Origin of the sequence: Streptomyces durocortorensis (assembly GCF_016901035.1) — a bacterium.
Taxonomy (GTDB): Bacteria; Actinomycetota; Actinomycetes; order Streptomycetales; family Streptomycetaceae; genus Streptomyces; species Streptomyces durocortorensis.
The window spans coordinates 1-14,278 of record NZ_JAFEUF010000063.1 but is presented as its reverse complement, the minus strand read 5'-3'; the positions used below and the strand labels follow the sequence as shown (position 1 = coordinate 14,278).

Sequence of the window (14,278 nt, the reverse complement as noted above, 5' to 3'; positions counted from 1 at the left end):
GGGGCCCGCGGCCCCCCCCGTGCCCCCCCGCGGGCCCCCCCCCCCCCCCGGGCCCCCCCCCCCCCCCGCCCGGCCCCGCCGGGGGCCCGCCCCCGGGGCGGGGGCGGCCCACGACGGCCTCGACAACGATGGCAGGCGGCGGCGCGAGGCGCCCCGCACCGGCCGGAACCGGGGCAGGGCGCAGTGTGCCGGGCACCGTGCGGTGCGCGTGACGGTACGACGGGCGCATTCCCTGCTCCCTCCCCGACCGTGCCGGCCGGAGCCGGCCGACACCCTCAGGTCCTCTGCCTGGCCTCAGCCTGGCATGTGACGCGTCCCGGGCGCTGCCGTTCCGGACGGAAACCGGCCCGCGCACATCACGGTTGTGTTGCCGCGGCCGGCGCGAGGCCGGCCGCCGCGTCAGCGCTTGGCGACGAACACGTGCGAGGCGACCTCGGTGTCCAGCTCGGCCGCCTCCCCGCTGGAGCCGACCAGCACCCCGCCGGGCGACTCGGTCACGCTCACGACGGACCCGGGCTGCACCCCGGCCCTGCGCAGCGTGTACATCAGCTGGGCGTCGGTCTGGATCGGCTCCCCGATCCGCCGCACCACCACGGTCTTGCCCTCGGCACCCGGGTCCAGCTCGGCCAGGCTCACCATGGAGGCGTCCAGGAACGACTCGGCCTCGGCCTTCTCGCCCAGCTCCTCCAGGCCCGGGATGGGGTTCCCGTACGGCGACTCCGTCGGGTGGCGCAGCAGCTCCAGCACCCGCCGCTCCACCGCCTCGCTCATCACGTGCTCCCAGCGGCAGGCCTCGGCGTGCACCTGCTCCCACTCCAGGCCGATCACGTCCACGAGCAGACACTCGGCGAGCCGGTGCTTGCGCATGACGCGGGTGGCGAGGCGGCGGCCCTCCTCGGTCAGCTCCAGGTGGCGGTCCCCCGCGACCTGGACCAGTCCGTCGCGCTCCATGCGGGCCACCGTCTGGCTGACCGTCGGACCGCTCTGGTCCAGCCGTTCGGCGATGCGGGCGCGCATCGGGACCACGCCTTCCTCTTCCAGTTCGAGGATGGTGCGGAGATACATCTCCGTGGTGTCGATCAGTCCGGACATACGTGCCCCTCATGCTCTGACTAGAAAACGTCGTGCGATGGCCCTGCACCAATTCTGACGCATAGCGCCGACAACCGTGCCGCCCCGGTGGAAGACCGGTGGAAGTGCGTACGGGCGGGGTCGCCGGGCGGTATTGACAGTCCACTGGTCCAGACCGCAACGTGATCGGCGGCACAGGCATTCCCGGACCGCCGGAAGCCTGCCGCACCACCCGCCCCACACCCCGTCGAAAGGGCTCTCCCCGATGAGCGACAGCAAGCTGGCCGGTCAGTTCTTCGATGCGGCGATCGGCCTGCTGACGCGGGTGCGGGACGAGGAGGCGGACAGCATCGCCGCGGCCGGCGCGGCCGTCGCGGACACCGTGGAGGCGGGCGGCCGGCTCTTCGCCTTCGGCGCGGGCCACTCCTCGCTGGCCGCCCAGGACGTCGTCTACCGGGCGGGCGGCCTCGCCCTGATGAACCTGCTCACCGTGCCCGGCGTCGTCGGCGTGGACGTCATGCCCGCCACGCTCGGCTCGGCGCTGGAGCGGGTGGACGGGCTCGCCTCGGCCGTCCTGGACTCCAGCCCCGCCACCGCCGGGGACCTCCTGGTGATCGTCTCGCTGTCCGGGCGCAACGCCCTGCCGGTCGAGATGGCGCAGAACGCCCGCGCCCTCGGGCTGAAGGTCATCGGCGTCACCTCGGTCGCGTACGCCGAGAACACCCGCTCCCGGCACGCCTCGGGCGGCTTCCTGCGGGACCACTGCGACATCGTCCTGGACAGCAAGATCGCGATCGGCGACGCGGAGCTGACGGCCCCCGGCGTCGAGGCCCCCTTCGCCCCCGCCTCGACCGTGGTGACCAGCGCGATCATGCAGGCGATGCTGGCGGCCGCCGTCGAGCGGCTGGCGGCCCGGGGCGTCGAGCCGCCGATGCTGCGCTCGGGGAACGTCGACGGCGGCCACGAGTGGAACGGCCGGGTCATGACGGAGTACCGGGACCGGATCTTCTACCGGCACTGAGCGAGTACGTCGGGCGGCCCGGCTACCGCTGCTGAGCCCGAGCCGCCGGGAGGCGCGTGGGCAGGGTGACCCGGGCCGTCAGCCCGCCGCCCGGGTTGGCCCGCGCGCCGACGTCCCCGCCGTGCGCCCGCGCCACCGACGCCACGATGGAGAGCCCGAGGCCCGCGCCCTCGCCGGGTGCGTGGCGGCGGGCCTGCGCCCGGCGGAACGGTTCGAACAGCAGCGGCACGGTCGCCGGGTCCACCTCGGGCCCGGTGTTGGCGACCTCCAGCCCGTCCGGCCCGACCCGGACTCTCACGGTCCCACCGGGGTGGTTGTGGCGCAGCGCGTTGGCGACCAGGTTGTGCACGAGGTGGTCCAGGAGGACCGCGTCGCCCTCGACCGTCACCGGCCGGGCCGCCACCTCGACGGTGATGTTCCGCTCCTCCGCCTCGGCGGCCAGCGCCTCGGTGACCGTGGAGACCGTCTCGTCCAGCGCGACCCGCTCCCGCCGCCGCAACCCCTCGTCGGAGACCGCGAGGAGCAGCAGCCCTTCGATGAGCTGCTCACTGTTGGCGGCGGTGTCGATGAGCTTGTCCCGGATCCAGGCGACCTTCTCGGGCGGAGGGTCGTCGGCGAGCCCGATCTCGGCGGCGGCCCGCTGCACGGCGAGCGGCGTGCGCAGCTCATGGGCGGCGTTGGCGGCGAACCGCTGCCGGGCGGCGACGAGCTGCTCGATCCGGTCGAGCATCCCGTCGAAGGTGTCGGCCAGCTCCTTCAGCTCGCCGGGCGGGGCCTTCAGCGCGAGGCGTTCGTGCAGGTTGGAGCCGGAGAGCCGGCGGGCGCGGGCGGTGATGACGCCGACCGGCCGCAGCACCCGGCCCGCCATCCACCAGGCGAGGGCCACGGAGAGCGCGGAGTAGACGGCGAGGGAGACCCCGGAGACGGTCAGCAACTGGCTGAGGGCCGCGTCCCCGGCGGCGGTGCTGACCTTCTGCGCGACCGCGTACTGCCCGGGTTCGATGACGGCGGTCTGCGCCCACTCCGAGGAGGGAAGGGCGGGGGCGGCCGTCCCCGCGTCGAGCCGGACGGTGGGGACGGCCGGGGCGACGGCCGTGACGATCCCGGCGTACACGTTCTCGCTGACCAGCAGGTAGACGATGGCCAGGAGCAGGACGCCGGCCAAGACCAGCAGCCCGCCGTACAGCGCGGCGAGACGGGTGCGCTCACTGTTCACGGGGTACCGCTCCCGTGGCCGTCGGGGGCTTGGTGGCTGCCGCCGTCCCCGATGCGGTATCCGGCCCCGGGCACGGTCTCGATCACGGGCGGCGCCCCCAGTTTCGTACGGAGTTTGGAGAGGGTGACGCGGACCGCGTTGGTGCGGTAGCTGGTGTCCTGCTCCCACACCTCCTCGATCAGGTCCTCGCCGCTGACGACCGCGCCCTCGGCCCGCAGCAGGGTCTCCAGCACGGCGAACTCCTTGCGGGAGAGAGAAAGGAAGCGGCCGTCGCGGCAGACCTGGCGGCGGGCGGTGTCCAGCCGCAGTCCGGCCCGTTCCAGGACGGGCGGCAGGGCGGGGCGGGCGCGGCGGCCCAGCGCGAGGACCCGGGCGAGGAGTTCGTCGTACGCGAACGGCTTGGTCAGGTAGTCGTCGGCGCCGAGGCCGAGGCCGGCCACCCGGTCCCGTACGGTCCCCGCGGCCGTCAGCATCAGGATCCGGGTCAGCAGGCGCAGGGCGACCACGCGGCGGCACACCTCGTCGCCGTGCAGCCCCGGCAGGTCGCGGTCGAGGATCATCACGTCGTACGCGCCGAACCGCAGCCGCTCCAGCGCCGCCGGCCCGTCGGGCGCGATGTCCACGGCGACGGCGTCACGGCGCAGCCCCTCGGCGATCATCTCCGCCAGGAATTCCTCGTCCTCCACCACCAGCACGCGCATGGGCCCTGTGTACCCGAAAGCGATGTTTCGCCGGTGTAAGCATCGGCGCTGAGAGAAACGAAACAGCGTTCTCGCGCACGCTCGGGCCGACGTACCCGACCTGTCGGCAACCGACGAGGAGCCCTCATGAACCAGACCCTTTCCGGCCGGACCGCCGCGCGCTCACGCGGGCGCTCCCTCGCCGCGGCCTGTGCGCTGGCCGCCGCCCTCGCGCTGACGGCCACCGCCTGCTCGGGCGACGACGGCGGCGGCACGAAGGACGGCGGATCGGCGTCCGACAGCAAGAAGACGAAGGAGGACCAGGCCCTGGAGCACCGTAAGTGCCTCCGGGAGCAGGGCCTGGACATCCCCGAGCCGAAGCCGGGCGAGAACGGCATGGGCGTGACCATCGACGGCGGCTCGATGGGCAAGGAGAAGATGGAGAAGGCGTTCAAGGCCTGCGAGGACAAGGCGGCCGGCGGCGGGCCCAAGGAGCTGTCGCAGGCGGAGAAGGACAAGATGGTCGCCTACGCCCGGTGCATGCGCCAGAACGGTTTCGACATGCCCGACCCGAAGTTCGACGGCGGGGCGATGCAGGCGGCGCCCGCGCTGAAGTCGAAGGACATGAAGAAGTTCGAGAAGGCCAACAAGGCGTGCGAAAGCGCCGGCCGATGAAGCGGGGACGGGCCGTGACGGCGGCGGTGGCGGTGGCCGTGCTCGCGGTGACGGCCGGCTCGGTCGCCCTCACGCAGCTCGGCGGCGAGGAGGAGGCCGGCGCGGCGAAGAACACCGGGCTGCCCCCGGCCACCGCCCCGGTCGAGCGCGGGGACCTGCGCGACAGCGCCCAGGCCGACGGGACGCTCGGCTACGACAAGGAGCGCAAGGTCAACGCGGGCGCGGCGGGCACCGTGACCTGGACACCGCGCACCGGCTCGACCGTGGAGCGGAACGAGCGGCTGTACGAGATCGACGGGCGGCCGGTCCGCCTGCTGTACGGCTCCGGGCCGATGTACCGGACGCTGAAGCCGGGCGACAAGGGCCGGGACGTGGAGCAGCTGGAGCGCAATCTCGCGGAGCTGGGCTACACGGGCTTCACCCCGGACCAGGAGTACACCGACCTGACGGCGGCGGCCGTCAAGCGCTGGCAGAAGTCCCACGACGCCAAGCAGACCGGCAAGGTCGGGCCGGGGGACGTCGCGTTCGCCCCGGGGAAGGTCCGTATCAAGAGCGTCGGGGCGGGCGTGGGCGAGCAGGCGCAACCGGGCGCCCCGGTCCTCGAAACGACCGGCTCGGAGCGCATCGTCACCTTCCAGCTGGAGGTTGCGGAGAGCCAGTTGGCCAAGGTGGGCACGAAGGTCGAGGTGGAGCTGCCGGACGGCACGACCGCGCCCGGGAAGGTCTCGTCGGTGGGCCGGACCGCGAAGCCCGGCGACGACCCGCAGGACGACACCCCCAAGGTGACGCTGACCGTCTCCTTCGACGACCCGGACGAGGTCGGCGGCTTCGACCAGTCGCCGGTCACGGTGAACCTGACGGGCGAGACCCGCAAGGACGTCCTGACCGTCCCGGTGAACGCGCTGCTGGCCCTGCCCGGCGGCGGCTTCGGCCTCCAGGTCGTCCAGGGCGGTACGGCCCGTGAGGTGAAGGTCGAGCTGGGCATGTTCGCGGAGGGGCGGGTCGAGGTGTCCGGCGGCGGTCTGCGCGAGGGCATGAAGGTCGGGGTGCCCAAGATATGAGCACCAACGCCGCCGCGGCCCCGGTGCCCCGCCCCCGTACGGTCGTCGCCCTCTCCGGCGTCACCAAGGAGTACCCGGGCCCGGTCGCCGCGCTGCGCGGGGTGGACCTCACCGTCGAGGAGGGCGAACTCCTCGGCATCGTGGGCCCGTCGGGCTCCGGCAAGTCCACGCTGCTGCACATCATCGGCACCCTGGACCGCCCCACCGCCGGCTCCGTCCACATCGCGGGCCACGACGTGGCGGCGCTCTCCGACCGCAGGCTCTCCGCGCTGCGCGCCCAGCACGTGGGCTTCGTCTTCCAGGCGTTCCACCTGGTCCCGGGCGTCAGCGCCCGCGACAACGTGGCGGAGGGCCTGCTCTACTCCGGCCTCTCCCGCTCGGTGCGCCGCCGCCGGGCGGCCGAGGCCCTGGACCGGGTCGGCCTGGCGGACCGCCTCGACCACAAGCCGCACCAGCTGTCCGGCGGCCAGAAGCAGCGGGTCGCCATCGCCCGTGCGGTGGTCGGCGAACCCGCGCTGCTGCTGGCCGACGAGCCGACCGGGGCGCTCGACTCGGCGTCCGGGGAGGCGGTGATGGGGCTGCTGCGCGACCTCAACCGGGAGGGGGCCACGATCGCGGTCATCACACATGACACGGAGATCGCGGCGCAGTTGCCGCGCGAGGTGCGGATCCGGGACGGCCAGGTGGTCGCGGACGTGACCCACGGGCTCGGGCACGGACTCGCGGTGACGACGGGAGCGGAGCTGTGAGCGCCACGCGAGTCCGTGGGGGGAACCGGCTGAAGGCGGCCCGGCTGAGCCCCCGGGACGTGGCCCACGTCGGCTCGTCCGGCCTGCGCAGCCGCCCGATGCGGGTGGTGCTCTCGGCCCTGGGCATCGCCATCGGCATCGCCACGATGATCTCGGTGGTCGGCATCTCCGCCTCCAGTCAGGCGCAACTCCTGCGCGAGCTGGACAAGTTGGGCACCAACCTGCTCGTCGCCTCGCCCGGTGAGTCGATGTTCGCCGGGGAGGAGGTGAAGCTGCCCGAGGAATCGGTCGGGATGGTGGGCCGGATCAACGGTGTGCGGGACGTGGGGGCGACGGCGGATCTGGACGCGACCGTGCGCCGCAACGAGAAGGTCGACGAGGACGACACCGGCGGAATCGCGGTGAAGGCGACGACGGCGGACCTGCTGCGCGTCCTGCGCGGCGAGGTCGGCAGCGGCAGCTGGCTGAACGCGGCCACCGGCCGCTACCCCTCGGTGGTGCTCGGCCATGTGGCGGCGGAGCGCCTGGGGGTGACGAAGCCGGGCGAGCAAGTATGGCTGGGCGAAAGGTACTTCACCGTCACCGGCGTCCTCGACCCGCTCCCCCTCGCCCCGGAGATCGAGCGCTCCGCCCTGGTCGGCTGGGAGGGTGCGAAGCGCCTGCTGGACTTCGACGGCCACCCGACGTCGGTGTACGAGCGCTCGACGGACGCGGCGGTCCAGGACGTACGCAAGGTGATGGCGGCGACGATCGACCCGCAGAACCCGCAGAACGTGCAGGTCACCGACCCGTCGTCGGCGCTCCGCGCGAAGGCGGCGACCGAGGGGGCGTTCAGCAGCCTGCTGCTGGGCCTGGGCGGCATCGCACTGCTCGTCGGAGGCGTCGGGGTCGCCAACACCATGATCATCTCGGTGCTCGAGCGGCGGTACGAGATCGGCCTGCGCCGCTCGCTGGGCGCGACCCGGGGCCAGATCCGGATCCAGTTCGTCACGGAGTCGCTGATGCTGTCGGGCCTCGGCGGCCTGGCGGGGGTGGCGCTGGGCGCGGCGGCGACGGGGGTGTACGCGCACTCCGGCGGGCTGCCGTGGGTGGTCCCGCTGTGGGCGGTCGGCGGCGGCTTCGGCGCGACGCTGGTGATCGGCACGGTGGCGGGCCTGTACCCGGCGGTGCGGGCGTCCCGCCTCTCCCCGACACTGGCGCTGCACGCGGCGTGAGAGGGGCCGGGGGAAGCCCGCCGGACACCGCCTAAAGGCTGTTCCCCGCCCCCGTCACCTGGGCCAGGTCGACCGCCCCCGCGACCCGGGCCGCGACCGTTTCCGCGTACGCCGTGTCGGTACGTTCGAACGCGGCCCGGTTCGCGGCGCGGAGGAACGTCAGCACGCCCAGCGTCCGGCCCCGGCTCCGGAGCACCGCGCACAGCGCGTGCGCCGCGTCCCGGGGCCAGCGGCGCTCCACGGCCCAGCCGGCCGGGTCGGCGTCACCGGCGGCGGCGCTCGTCCGGACGGTGCCGGTGCGCTCGACCGACTGGAGGGCCGGGTGGCCGGGGCCGTAACGGGCCGGGACGGCCCCGGCGGAGACCGGGAGGCAGGGGCCCGGGGCGTCGAACGGTGTGGCGGCCGTACGCACCAGGCGCTCGCCCGCCACCAGGTCGACCAGGACGTGGTCGGCGAACCCGGCGAGCGCGAAGTCCAGCAGGGAGGTCGCCGCCTCCATCGGGTCCTCGCACTCGGAGGCCGTACGGGCGGCCCGGTGCAACTGGCTCGTCCGGAACCGCAGCCGGTCGGCCTCCTGCTCGGCGAGCTTGGCGGCGGTGACGTCCTGGAACAGCCACCCCACCCCGAGCGGAACCGGCTCCTCCGTCAGCGGCGAGGCCAGCCGCAGGAATCCGCTGCGCCAGCACCGCCGCCGCTCGCCCTCGGCCGTCCGCAGCGTCACCCACAGCTCGGCCGGGGCGCTCGGGGCTCCTTCGGCGAGCACATGGTGCAGGGCCGCCTCCAGCTCCTCGACGCCCTGGACGACCAGCTCGCCGAGCGGGCGGCCGAGGAGGGCCGTGCGGCCCCCGCCGAGCGCCCGGGAGGCGTACGCGTTGACGACCGTGGGCCGCAGGTCGACGTCGACGAGGACGACACCCCAGGACGCGTCCTCCAGCAGGGCCTCGCTCAGCGCGATCGCCCGCTCCAGGTCGATCTGGGCGTGCACCTCGCTGAACGCGCAGTAGACCCCGGCCGGCTGCCCGTCCGCGCCGCGCACCCCGGCGGACTGGGTCCGCACCAGCACCCGGCCGCCGTCCTTGCGCAGCAGCGCGAACTCGTGCACCTGCCGCCCCGGCGCGTCCATGGCCGACATCAGCCGCGCCTGCACCTCGTCCGCGTCGGCCCGGCGCACCGCCCAGCCGGCGAAGCCGCTGCGGCCCACGGCCTCGTCCGCCGACCAGCCGAGGACGCGTTCGGCCTCGCGGTTCCAGTGGGTGACCGTGCCGGCCGCGTCGAACGCGCAGAGCGCGGCGTCCATGCCGTCGAGCAGCGCCGCCAGCAGCTCGGACCCGTCGGGCGCACCGGGGATCGAGGCCTCGTCGGCCCGGACCCCGGGGTCGGCGGAGAGCCCCGGTGGCCCGCCGCCGGAATCCTCGTCCGGTCCGAGCTCGTCGGTGGTCCCGCTGCTCCTGGAAGCACCCATTCCGCACCCCCCGCAGAACGTGTCGGCCGTTTCCCCACGCGTCGCCGCGTGTATTGCTGCACGTCAGACCATTCAACTCGAACGTGACCCAGCACACATCCACTTCGCCCAAATCTTCTGACCCGGTCCGGCGAATAAATCGGTTGAACCGCGATCGGGGGCGCTCGTAGGCTGTGGAGCACACAGGAAAGGAGGTGTTCCGGAAGTGATTTCTCTTCGGACTCGTGAGGTGGCTGCGGGCTGACGCCCGTCGTCGCACTCTTTCTGCAGTGCAGGCCGGTCGCCGGCCAATCCCCAGCAGTCACCGACCCGCAGGCTCGCCGGTAAGTCCGGCCGGCTCCTCTGTGCACGGAGGAACCAGAGCCTGCGGGTTTCTGCGTTGTACGGGCCCCTGTCCGGGTCCGGGCGACGGGTCCTACGGGCAGAGCCGCTCGACCCGCCACCGGCCGCCCGGCTCACCGCCCTCCCTGACGTACCGCAGCCGGTCGTGCAGCCGGTTCTCGTGCCCCTGCCAGAACTCGATCGTCTCGGGCACCACCCGGAAGCCGCCCCAGTGCGGCGGGGCCGGGACCTTCTCGCCCTCGGGGTAGCGGGCAGCCAGCTCCTCGTACCGGGCGAGCAGCTCCTCGCGGGAGCCGACGACGGTGGACTGGGCGCTGGCCCACGCACCGAGCTGGGAGCCGTGCGGGCGGGTGCGGAAGTAGCCCACGGTCTCCTCGCGGGAGGTGCGGGCGGCGGTGCCGGTGACGATGACCTGGCGGGCCATCGGGTGCCAGGGGAAGAGGAGCGAGACGCAGGGGTTCGCGGTCAGCTCGCGGCCCTTGCGGGAGTCGTAGTTGGTGAAGAAGACGAAGCCGCGGTCGTCGTAGCTCTTGAGCAGCACCGTGCGCGCGGACGGGCGGCCGTCCGGGGTGGCGGTGGAGACGACCATCGCGTTGGGCTCGTGCAGCACCCCGCCGACGGCGACCTGCCGGAACCAGCGGGCGAACTGCTCCATCGGATCGGCGGCGAGGTCGCGCTCGACGAAATCCTCCGAGCGGTACTGCTCGCGCATGGCTGCCGGATCGGTGGGGGAATCGTCGGGGAGAGGTCCCGAGGAACCTTCTGGTGTGGGCACGGGCCCATCCTGCCGCAGTGGGCGAGTGTGCCCGGCGGGGAGGGGCCGTAACCACGCCCCGCCGAAAGGGGCCCCTGTGCCGGATGTCACGCTTCCCCGCATCGGAGGAACCCGCCAATATCTTGGAGCAGGCCGCTGTGGCTTCCGCACAGCCCAGCGCGCCGCGCACCGCCCGCCGAACTGAGGGAGCCGCCTGATGTCCGACTTCGTACCCGGTCTTGAGGGAGTCGTCGCGTTCGAAACGGAGATCGCCGAACCGGACAAGGAAGGCGGTTCGCTCCGCTATCGCGGGGTCGACATCGAGGATCTGGTCGGTCACGTCTCCTTCGGCAATGTGTGGGGCCTGCTGGTGGACGGGGCGTTCAACCCCGGTCTGCCGCCCGCCGAGCCGTTCCCGATCCCGGTGCACTCGGGTGACATCCGGGTCGACGTGCAGTCGGCGCTGGCGATGCTCGCCCCCGTCTGGGGCCTGAAGCCGCTGCTGGACATCGACGAGGCGACCGCCCGGGACGACCTGGCGCGGGCCGCGGTGATGGCCCTGTCGTACGTCGCCCAGTCGGCGCGCGGCCAGGGGCTGCCGATGGTGCCGCAGAGCGAGATCGACAAGGCGCACTCGGTGGTCGAGCGCTTCATGATCCGCTGGCGCGGCGAGCCGGACCCGAAGCACGTGAAGGCGGTCGACGCGTACTGGACGTCGGCGGCGGAGCACGGCATGAACGCGTCCACGTTCACCGCCCGGGTCATCGCCTCGACCGGCGCGGACGTAGCGGCGGCCCTGTCCGGCGCGGTGGGCGCGATGTCGGGCCCGCTGCACGGCGGCGCACCGTCCCGGGTCCTCGGCATGATCGAGGAGATCGAGCGTACGGGCGACGCGTCCGCGTACGTGAAGCAGGCGCTGGACCGGGGCGAACGCCTGATGGGCTTCGGCCACCGCGTCTACCGCGCCGAGGACCCGCGCGCCCGCGTCCTGCGCCGCACGGCCCGCGAGCTGGCGGCCCCGCGCTTCGAGGTGGCGGAGGCGCTGGAGAAGGCGGCCCTGGAGGAGCTGCACAACCGCCGCCCGGACCGGGTGCTGGCGACGAACGTGGAGTTCTGGGCGGCGATCGTGCTGGACTTCGCGGAGGTCCCGGCGCACATGTTCACGTCGATGTTCACGTGTGCCCGGACGGCGGGCTGGTCGGCGCACATCCTGGAGCAGAAGCGCACGGGCCGGCTGGTGCGCCCGTCGGCGACGTACGTGGGTCCGGGGACGCGGAACCCGCGCGAGATCAGCGGGTACGAGGACATCGTCGCGGGCTGAGCCGGGGCCGGGGATGTTCCCAGGGCGGTGAACGTGCCGGTGCGTATCCGGGGGCGGTGAACGTGCCGGTGCGGGGTAAACGTACCGGCACGTTTCCGGCGCATGCCGGCGCGCTCCCGGCACGAGGAGGCAGACCATGACCACGCCCCGCCCGTCCCTGACCCTGTCCAGCACGGTTCTCGACGCTCCGGACGCGGCGGAGTTGGCAGACTTCTACCGCCGGCTCCTGGGGTGGGAGACCGCCCAGGAGGAGCCCGGCTGGGTGAAGCTGCTGCCACCCGGCGGCGGCTCGGGCCTGGGCTTCCAGACGGAGAAGGCGTACGTGCCCCCGGCCTGGCCCGCCTCCCCCGGCGACCAGCTGATGATGCTGCACCTGGACTTCGAGGTGGCCGACCTGGAGACGGCCGTGGCCCACGCGGTCGCGGAGGGCGCGAGGCCCGCGGAGTTCCAGCCGCAGCACGACGTACGGGTGCTGTTCGACCCGGTGGGCCACCCGTTCTGCCTGTTCGTGAACGAAGAGGCCCCGGGCGAACCTCCGGCGATCAGCCCCGAGTGGGTGGCGGAGCAGACCCGGGAGATCGCCGAGCAGGACCGGCTGACGGTCCAGGACGCGGTGGCCCCGGACCCGTCGGGCCCGTCGGGCCCGGCAGGCCCGACCAGGCAGCCGGAGCCGGAAGCGCAGCCGTAGCTCAGCCGCGGCGGACGCGGCGGACGGCGATGACGTTGTCGGTGACGGTCGCCGTCTCCCCGCCGGGCCCGGTGGCGGTGCGCTCGGGCGCGTGGCACCGCTCGGTGTGCCATCCGTCGCCGAGTTCCAGGGACGCGCGTACGTCGTCGGGGCCGGGGAACGTCACGTCCTCGTGGCCGTCCCGCCAGGACCAGGGCGCGAGCGAGGCGTGCTCGACCAGTACCAGGAGCCCGCCGGGGGCGACGGCCTCGGCGGCGCGCCGGAGGACCTGCTCCCGGGGGATCTCCACAGGGGTGTGGAAGTAGCTGGCGGTGACGAGCTCGAAGGACCCCTCGGGGAAGGACCGGGCGAGGTCGTGCCGGCTCGGGTGGACGCGGTCGGTCAGCCCGGCCGAGGCGGCCCCGGCGGCGACGCGCTCCAGGGCGGTCGCCGAGACGTCGACGGCGGTGACGTCCCAGCCGAGCGAGGCGAGCCACAGGGCGTCACCGCCGTGCCCGCAGCCGAGATCGAGCGCGCGACCGCCGTCACCGCCACCCGGCCCGGGGGCCAGGGCGGTGACGACCTCGGCGAGGACGGCGTTGGGCCGGGTGCCCCACTGCGGGTCGACGCCTGCGTAGTGCTTCTCCCAGAACGCGGCGGAGTCGGTGGCCTTGGTGGTGTCGCTGCTCATGCCTGATTCCCTTTCGTCTGCCTGCTGCGCTTCCTGATGAGGAAGGTGCGCCTCCTGCTGAGGAAGGTGCGCTGCGGCCTGCCGCCCTTGCAAGCTTCCATGCCGTTTCGGCAACCTGGCTCCCATGGGAGACACGGGAAGCAAGGACGACGTCCTGGCGGCGGTCGGCCCCCGCCTGCGCGAACTGCGGCGCAGGCACGGCATGACGCTGGCCGAGCTGGCGGAGCGGACGGGGATCAACGAGAGCACGCTGTCCCGCCTGGAGGGCGGCACGCGGAAGCCGACGCTGGAGCTGCTGCTGCCGCTGGCGGAGGTCCACCAGGTTCCGCTGGACGAACTGGTCGGAGCACCGCGCACGGGCGACCCCCGGATCCACCTCCGCCCGGTCACGAGGGACGGCCTCACGTACGTACCGCTGAGCCGCCCGGGCGGGGTCCAGGCCCACAAACTGCTGATCCGCCCGAGCCCGGCGAGCACGGAGCCGACCCTGCGGACCCACGAGGGCTTCGAGTGGCTGTACGTCCTGGCCGGACGGCTCCGCCTGATCCTGGGCGAACGGACGCTGGTCCTGAAGCCGGGCGAGGCGGCCGAGTTCGACACGCATGTCCCGCACTGGCTCGGCCCCGACGACGACCGGACGGTGGAACTGCTCGTCCTCTTCGGCCACCAGGGCGAACGAGCCCACCTGAGGGCCCGCCAGGAGCCTTTGCGAGGATCGGCGGATGGGACACCCTGAGGCAGTATCCGTGCGCCATTCCCCCTCGACCTGGCAACAGCCGTGCCCCGCACCGGCTTCGGCCGGGCGCAGCGCCCTGACGGAGGCGGTCGCGGACCGCATACGGGGCCGGGGCCCGGGCCGGCTGCTGGTCGGCATCGACGGCTTCACGGCAGCGGGGAAGACGAGTTTTGGGCACGAACTGGCCGCTCACATGGCCGAGTCGGGCCGCCCGGTGCTCCGGGCCACGCTGGACGACTTCAAGAACCCGTGGAAGGACCGGCACCTGTACGACCGGGAGTCGGGCGAGGGCTACTACCTCAACGCGTACGACTACGCCTCGGCCAAGCGCCTCCTCCTGGACCCCGCCCGCTCGCCGGAGGCGGAGTCGTGCGCCCTGTGCTCGATCGACCCGCTGACGCAGGAGAGCCACGCGGCCGAGACGACCCCGCTCGCCCCGAACTCGGTGCTGATCGTGGACGGTGTCTTCGCGTTCCGGCCGGAGATCGACGCGTACTGGGACTTCCGGATCTGGATGGACGTGGACGCCGAACTCTCCGTACGCCGCGGCGCGGAACGCGACCAGGACTGGGCGGGCTCGGACGCGGAGGCGATCCACCGAAACCGGTACCTGGTGGC

At 73.4% G+C, this 14,278-nt stretch carries 15 protein-coding genes; 9 read left to right on the top strand and 6 right to left on the bottom strand.

Annotated features, from left to right (window positions below; translation table 11 throughout):
* Positions 1–399: 399 nt before the first annotated feature.
* Entirely contained in the window at positions 400–1,092 is a 693-nt protein-coding gene (locus tag JS521_RS14875) for an iron-dependent transcriptional repressor DtxR (RefSeq protein ID WP_006126698.1), read from the bottom strand.
* A gap of 244 nt (positions 1,093–1,336) precedes the next feature.
* Between JS521_RS14875 and JS521_RS14870 the strand changes: the two genes are divergently transcribed.
* A complete protein-coding gene (locus tag JS521_RS14870; protein WP_205083457.1) occupies positions 1,337–2,092 on the top strand; it encodes an SIS domain-containing protein in 756 nt (251 codons plus the stop codon).
* Positions 2,093–2,114: 22 nt separating this feature from the next.
* Here the strand turns inward: JS521_RS14870 and JS521_RS14865 are convergent, their stop codons facing one another.
* The gene (locus JS521_RS14865; RefSeq protein WP_205083456.1) at positions 2,115–3,308 is read right to left on the bottom strand and encodes a sensor histidine kinase; all 1,194 of its coding nucleotides are present in this window, start codon (positions 3,306–3,308) and stop codon (positions 2,115–2,117) included.
* Positions 3,305–4,009, bottom strand: a complete 705-nt coding sequence (locus JS521_RS14860; protein ID WP_205083455.1) for a response regulator transcription factor — start codon at positions 4,007–4,009, stop codon at positions 3,305–3,307. The genes JS521_RS14865 and JS521_RS14860 overlap by 4 nt, the downstream gene beginning before the upstream one ends.
* A gap of 126 nt (positions 4,010–4,135) precedes the next feature.
* Here JS521_RS14860 and JS521_RS14855 point away from each other — a divergent pair, with 126 nt between their 5' ends.
* The 4 genes from JS521_RS14855 to JS521_RS14840 are packed head-to-tail and all read left to right on the top strand — an operon-like array spanning position 4,136 to position 7,687.
* A complete protein-coding gene (locus tag JS521_RS14855; RefSeq protein WP_205083454.1) occupies positions 4,136–4,663 on the top strand; it encodes a hypothetical protein in 528 nt (175 codons plus the stop codon).
* The gene (locus JS521_RS14850; RefSeq protein WP_205083453.1) at positions 4,660–5,724 is read left to right on the top strand and encodes an efflux RND transporter periplasmic adaptor subunit; all 1,065 of its coding nucleotides are present in this window, start codon (positions 4,660–4,662) and stop codon (positions 5,722–5,724) included. Before JS521_RS14855 ends, JS521_RS14850 begins: the two co-directional genes overlap by 4 nt.
* A complete protein-coding gene (locus JS521_RS14845; RefSeq protein ID WP_205083452.1) occupies positions 5,721–6,473 on the top strand; it encodes an ABC transporter ATP-binding protein in 753 nt (250 codons plus the stop codon). Before JS521_RS14850 ends, JS521_RS14845 begins: the two co-directional genes overlap by 4 nt.
* The gene (locus JS521_RS14840; protein WP_205083451.1) at positions 6,470–7,687 is read left to right on the top strand and encodes an ABC transporter permease; all 1,218 of its coding nucleotides are present in this window, start codon (positions 6,470–6,472) and stop codon (positions 7,685–7,687) included. Before JS521_RS14845 ends, JS521_RS14840 begins: the two co-directional genes overlap by 4 nt.
* A 31-nt stretch (positions 7,688–7,718) precedes the next feature.
* Here the strand turns inward: JS521_RS14840 and JS521_RS14835 are convergent, their stop codons facing one another.
* Together JS521_RS14835 and pdxH are read right to left on the bottom strand one after the other, a co-directional pair.
* Complete coding sequence (locus tag JS521_RS14835; protein WP_205083450.1) at positions 7,719–9,149, bottom strand: PAS domain-containing protein; 1,431 nt, start codon at positions 9,147–9,149, stop codon at positions 7,719–7,721.
* A 415-nt stretch (positions 9,150–9,564) separates the two neighbouring features.
* Positions 9,565–10,203, bottom strand: coding sequence for a pyridoxamine 5'-phosphate oxidase (gene pdxH, locus JS521_RS14830; RefSeq protein WP_205083471.1), 639 nt, complete (start codon positions 10,201–10,203; stop codon positions 9,565–9,567).
* A gap of 259 nt (positions 10,204–10,462) precedes the next feature.
* Between pdxH and JS521_RS14825 the strand changes: the two genes are divergently transcribed.
* Both JS521_RS14825 and JS521_RS37210 read left to right on the top strand, forming a co-directional pair.
* The gene (locus tag JS521_RS14825; RefSeq protein ID WP_205083449.1) at positions 10,463–11,566 is read left to right on the top strand and encodes a citrate synthase 2; all 1,104 of its coding nucleotides are present in this window, start codon (positions 10,463–10,465) and stop codon (positions 11,564–11,566) included.
* A gap of 136 nt (positions 11,567–11,702) precedes the next feature.
* Positions 11,703–12,254: a VOC family protein gene (locus tag JS521_RS37210; RefSeq protein WP_205083448.1), complete on the top strand. Its 552-nt coding sequence runs from the start codon at positions 11,703–11,705 to the stop codon at positions 12,252–12,254.
* A gap of 1 nt (position 12,255) precedes the next feature.
* Here the strand turns inward: JS521_RS37210 and JS521_RS14815 are convergent, their stop codons facing one another.
* Positions 12,256–12,924, bottom strand: a complete 669-nt coding sequence (locus JS521_RS14815; protein WP_205083447.1) for an SAM-dependent methyltransferase — start codon at positions 12,922–12,924, stop codon at positions 12,256–12,258.
* A 124-nt stretch (positions 12,925–13,048) separates the two neighbouring features.
* Between JS521_RS14815 and JS521_RS14810 the strand changes: the two genes are divergently transcribed.
* Positions 13,049–13,660: a helix-turn-helix domain-containing protein gene (locus tag JS521_RS14810; protein WP_205083446.1), complete on the top strand. Its 612-nt coding sequence runs from the start codon at positions 13,049–13,051 to the stop codon at positions 13,658–13,660.
* Between the two features lie 10 nt (positions 13,661–13,670).
* The coding region (locus JS521_RS14805) for a nucleoside/nucleotide kinase family protein (RefSeq protein WP_307847883.1) at positions 13,671–14,278 on the top strand (608 nt) is incomplete at its 3' end.

Coding starts and splice junctions, on each gene's coding strand:
- JS521_RS14875 (WP_006126698.1), bottom strand. CDS start 1,092: ATGTCCGGACTGATCGACACCACGGAGATGTATCTCCGCACCATCCTC.
- JS521_RS14870 (WP_205083457.1), top strand. CDS start 1,337: ATGAGCGACAGCAAGCTGGCCGGTCAGTTCTTCGATGCGGCGATCGGC.
- JS521_RS14860 (WP_205083455.1), bottom strand. CDS start 4,009: ATGCGCGTGCTGGTGGTGGAGGACGAGGAATTCCTGGCGGAGATGATC.
- JS521_RS14855 (WP_205083454.1), top strand. CDS start 4,136: ATGAACCAGACCCTTTCCGGCCGGACCGCCGCGCGCTCACGCGGGCGC.
- JS521_RS14850 (WP_205083453.1), top strand. CDS start 4,660: ATGAAGCGGGGACGGGCCGTGACGGCGGCGGTGGCGGTGGCCGTGCTC.
- JS521_RS14845 (WP_205083452.1), top strand. CDS start 5,721: ATGAGCACCAACGCCGCCGCGGCCCCGGTGCCCCGCCCCCGTACGGTC.
- JS521_RS14835 (WP_205083450.1), bottom strand. CDS start 9,149: ATGGGTGCTTCCAGGAGCAGCGGGACCACCGACGAGCTCGGACCGGAC.
- pdxH (WP_205083471.1), bottom strand. CDS start 10,203: ATGCGCGAGCAGTACCGCTCGGAGGATTTCGTCGAGCGCGACCTCGCC.
- JS521_RS14825 (WP_205083449.1), top strand. CDS start 10,463: ATGTCCGACTTCGTACCCGGTCTTGAGGGAGTCGTCGCGTTCGAAACG.
- JS521_RS37210 (WP_205083448.1), top strand. CDS start 11,703: ATGACCACGCCCCGCCCGTCCCTGACCCTGTCCAGCACGGTTCTCGAC.
- JS521_RS14815 (WP_205083447.1), bottom strand. CDS start 12,924: ATGAGCAGCGACACCACCAAGGCCACCGACTCCGCCGCGTTCTGGGAG.
- JS521_RS14810 (WP_205083446.1), top strand. CDS start 13,049: ATGGGAGACACGGGAAGCAAGGACGACGTCCTGGCGGCGGTCGGCCCC.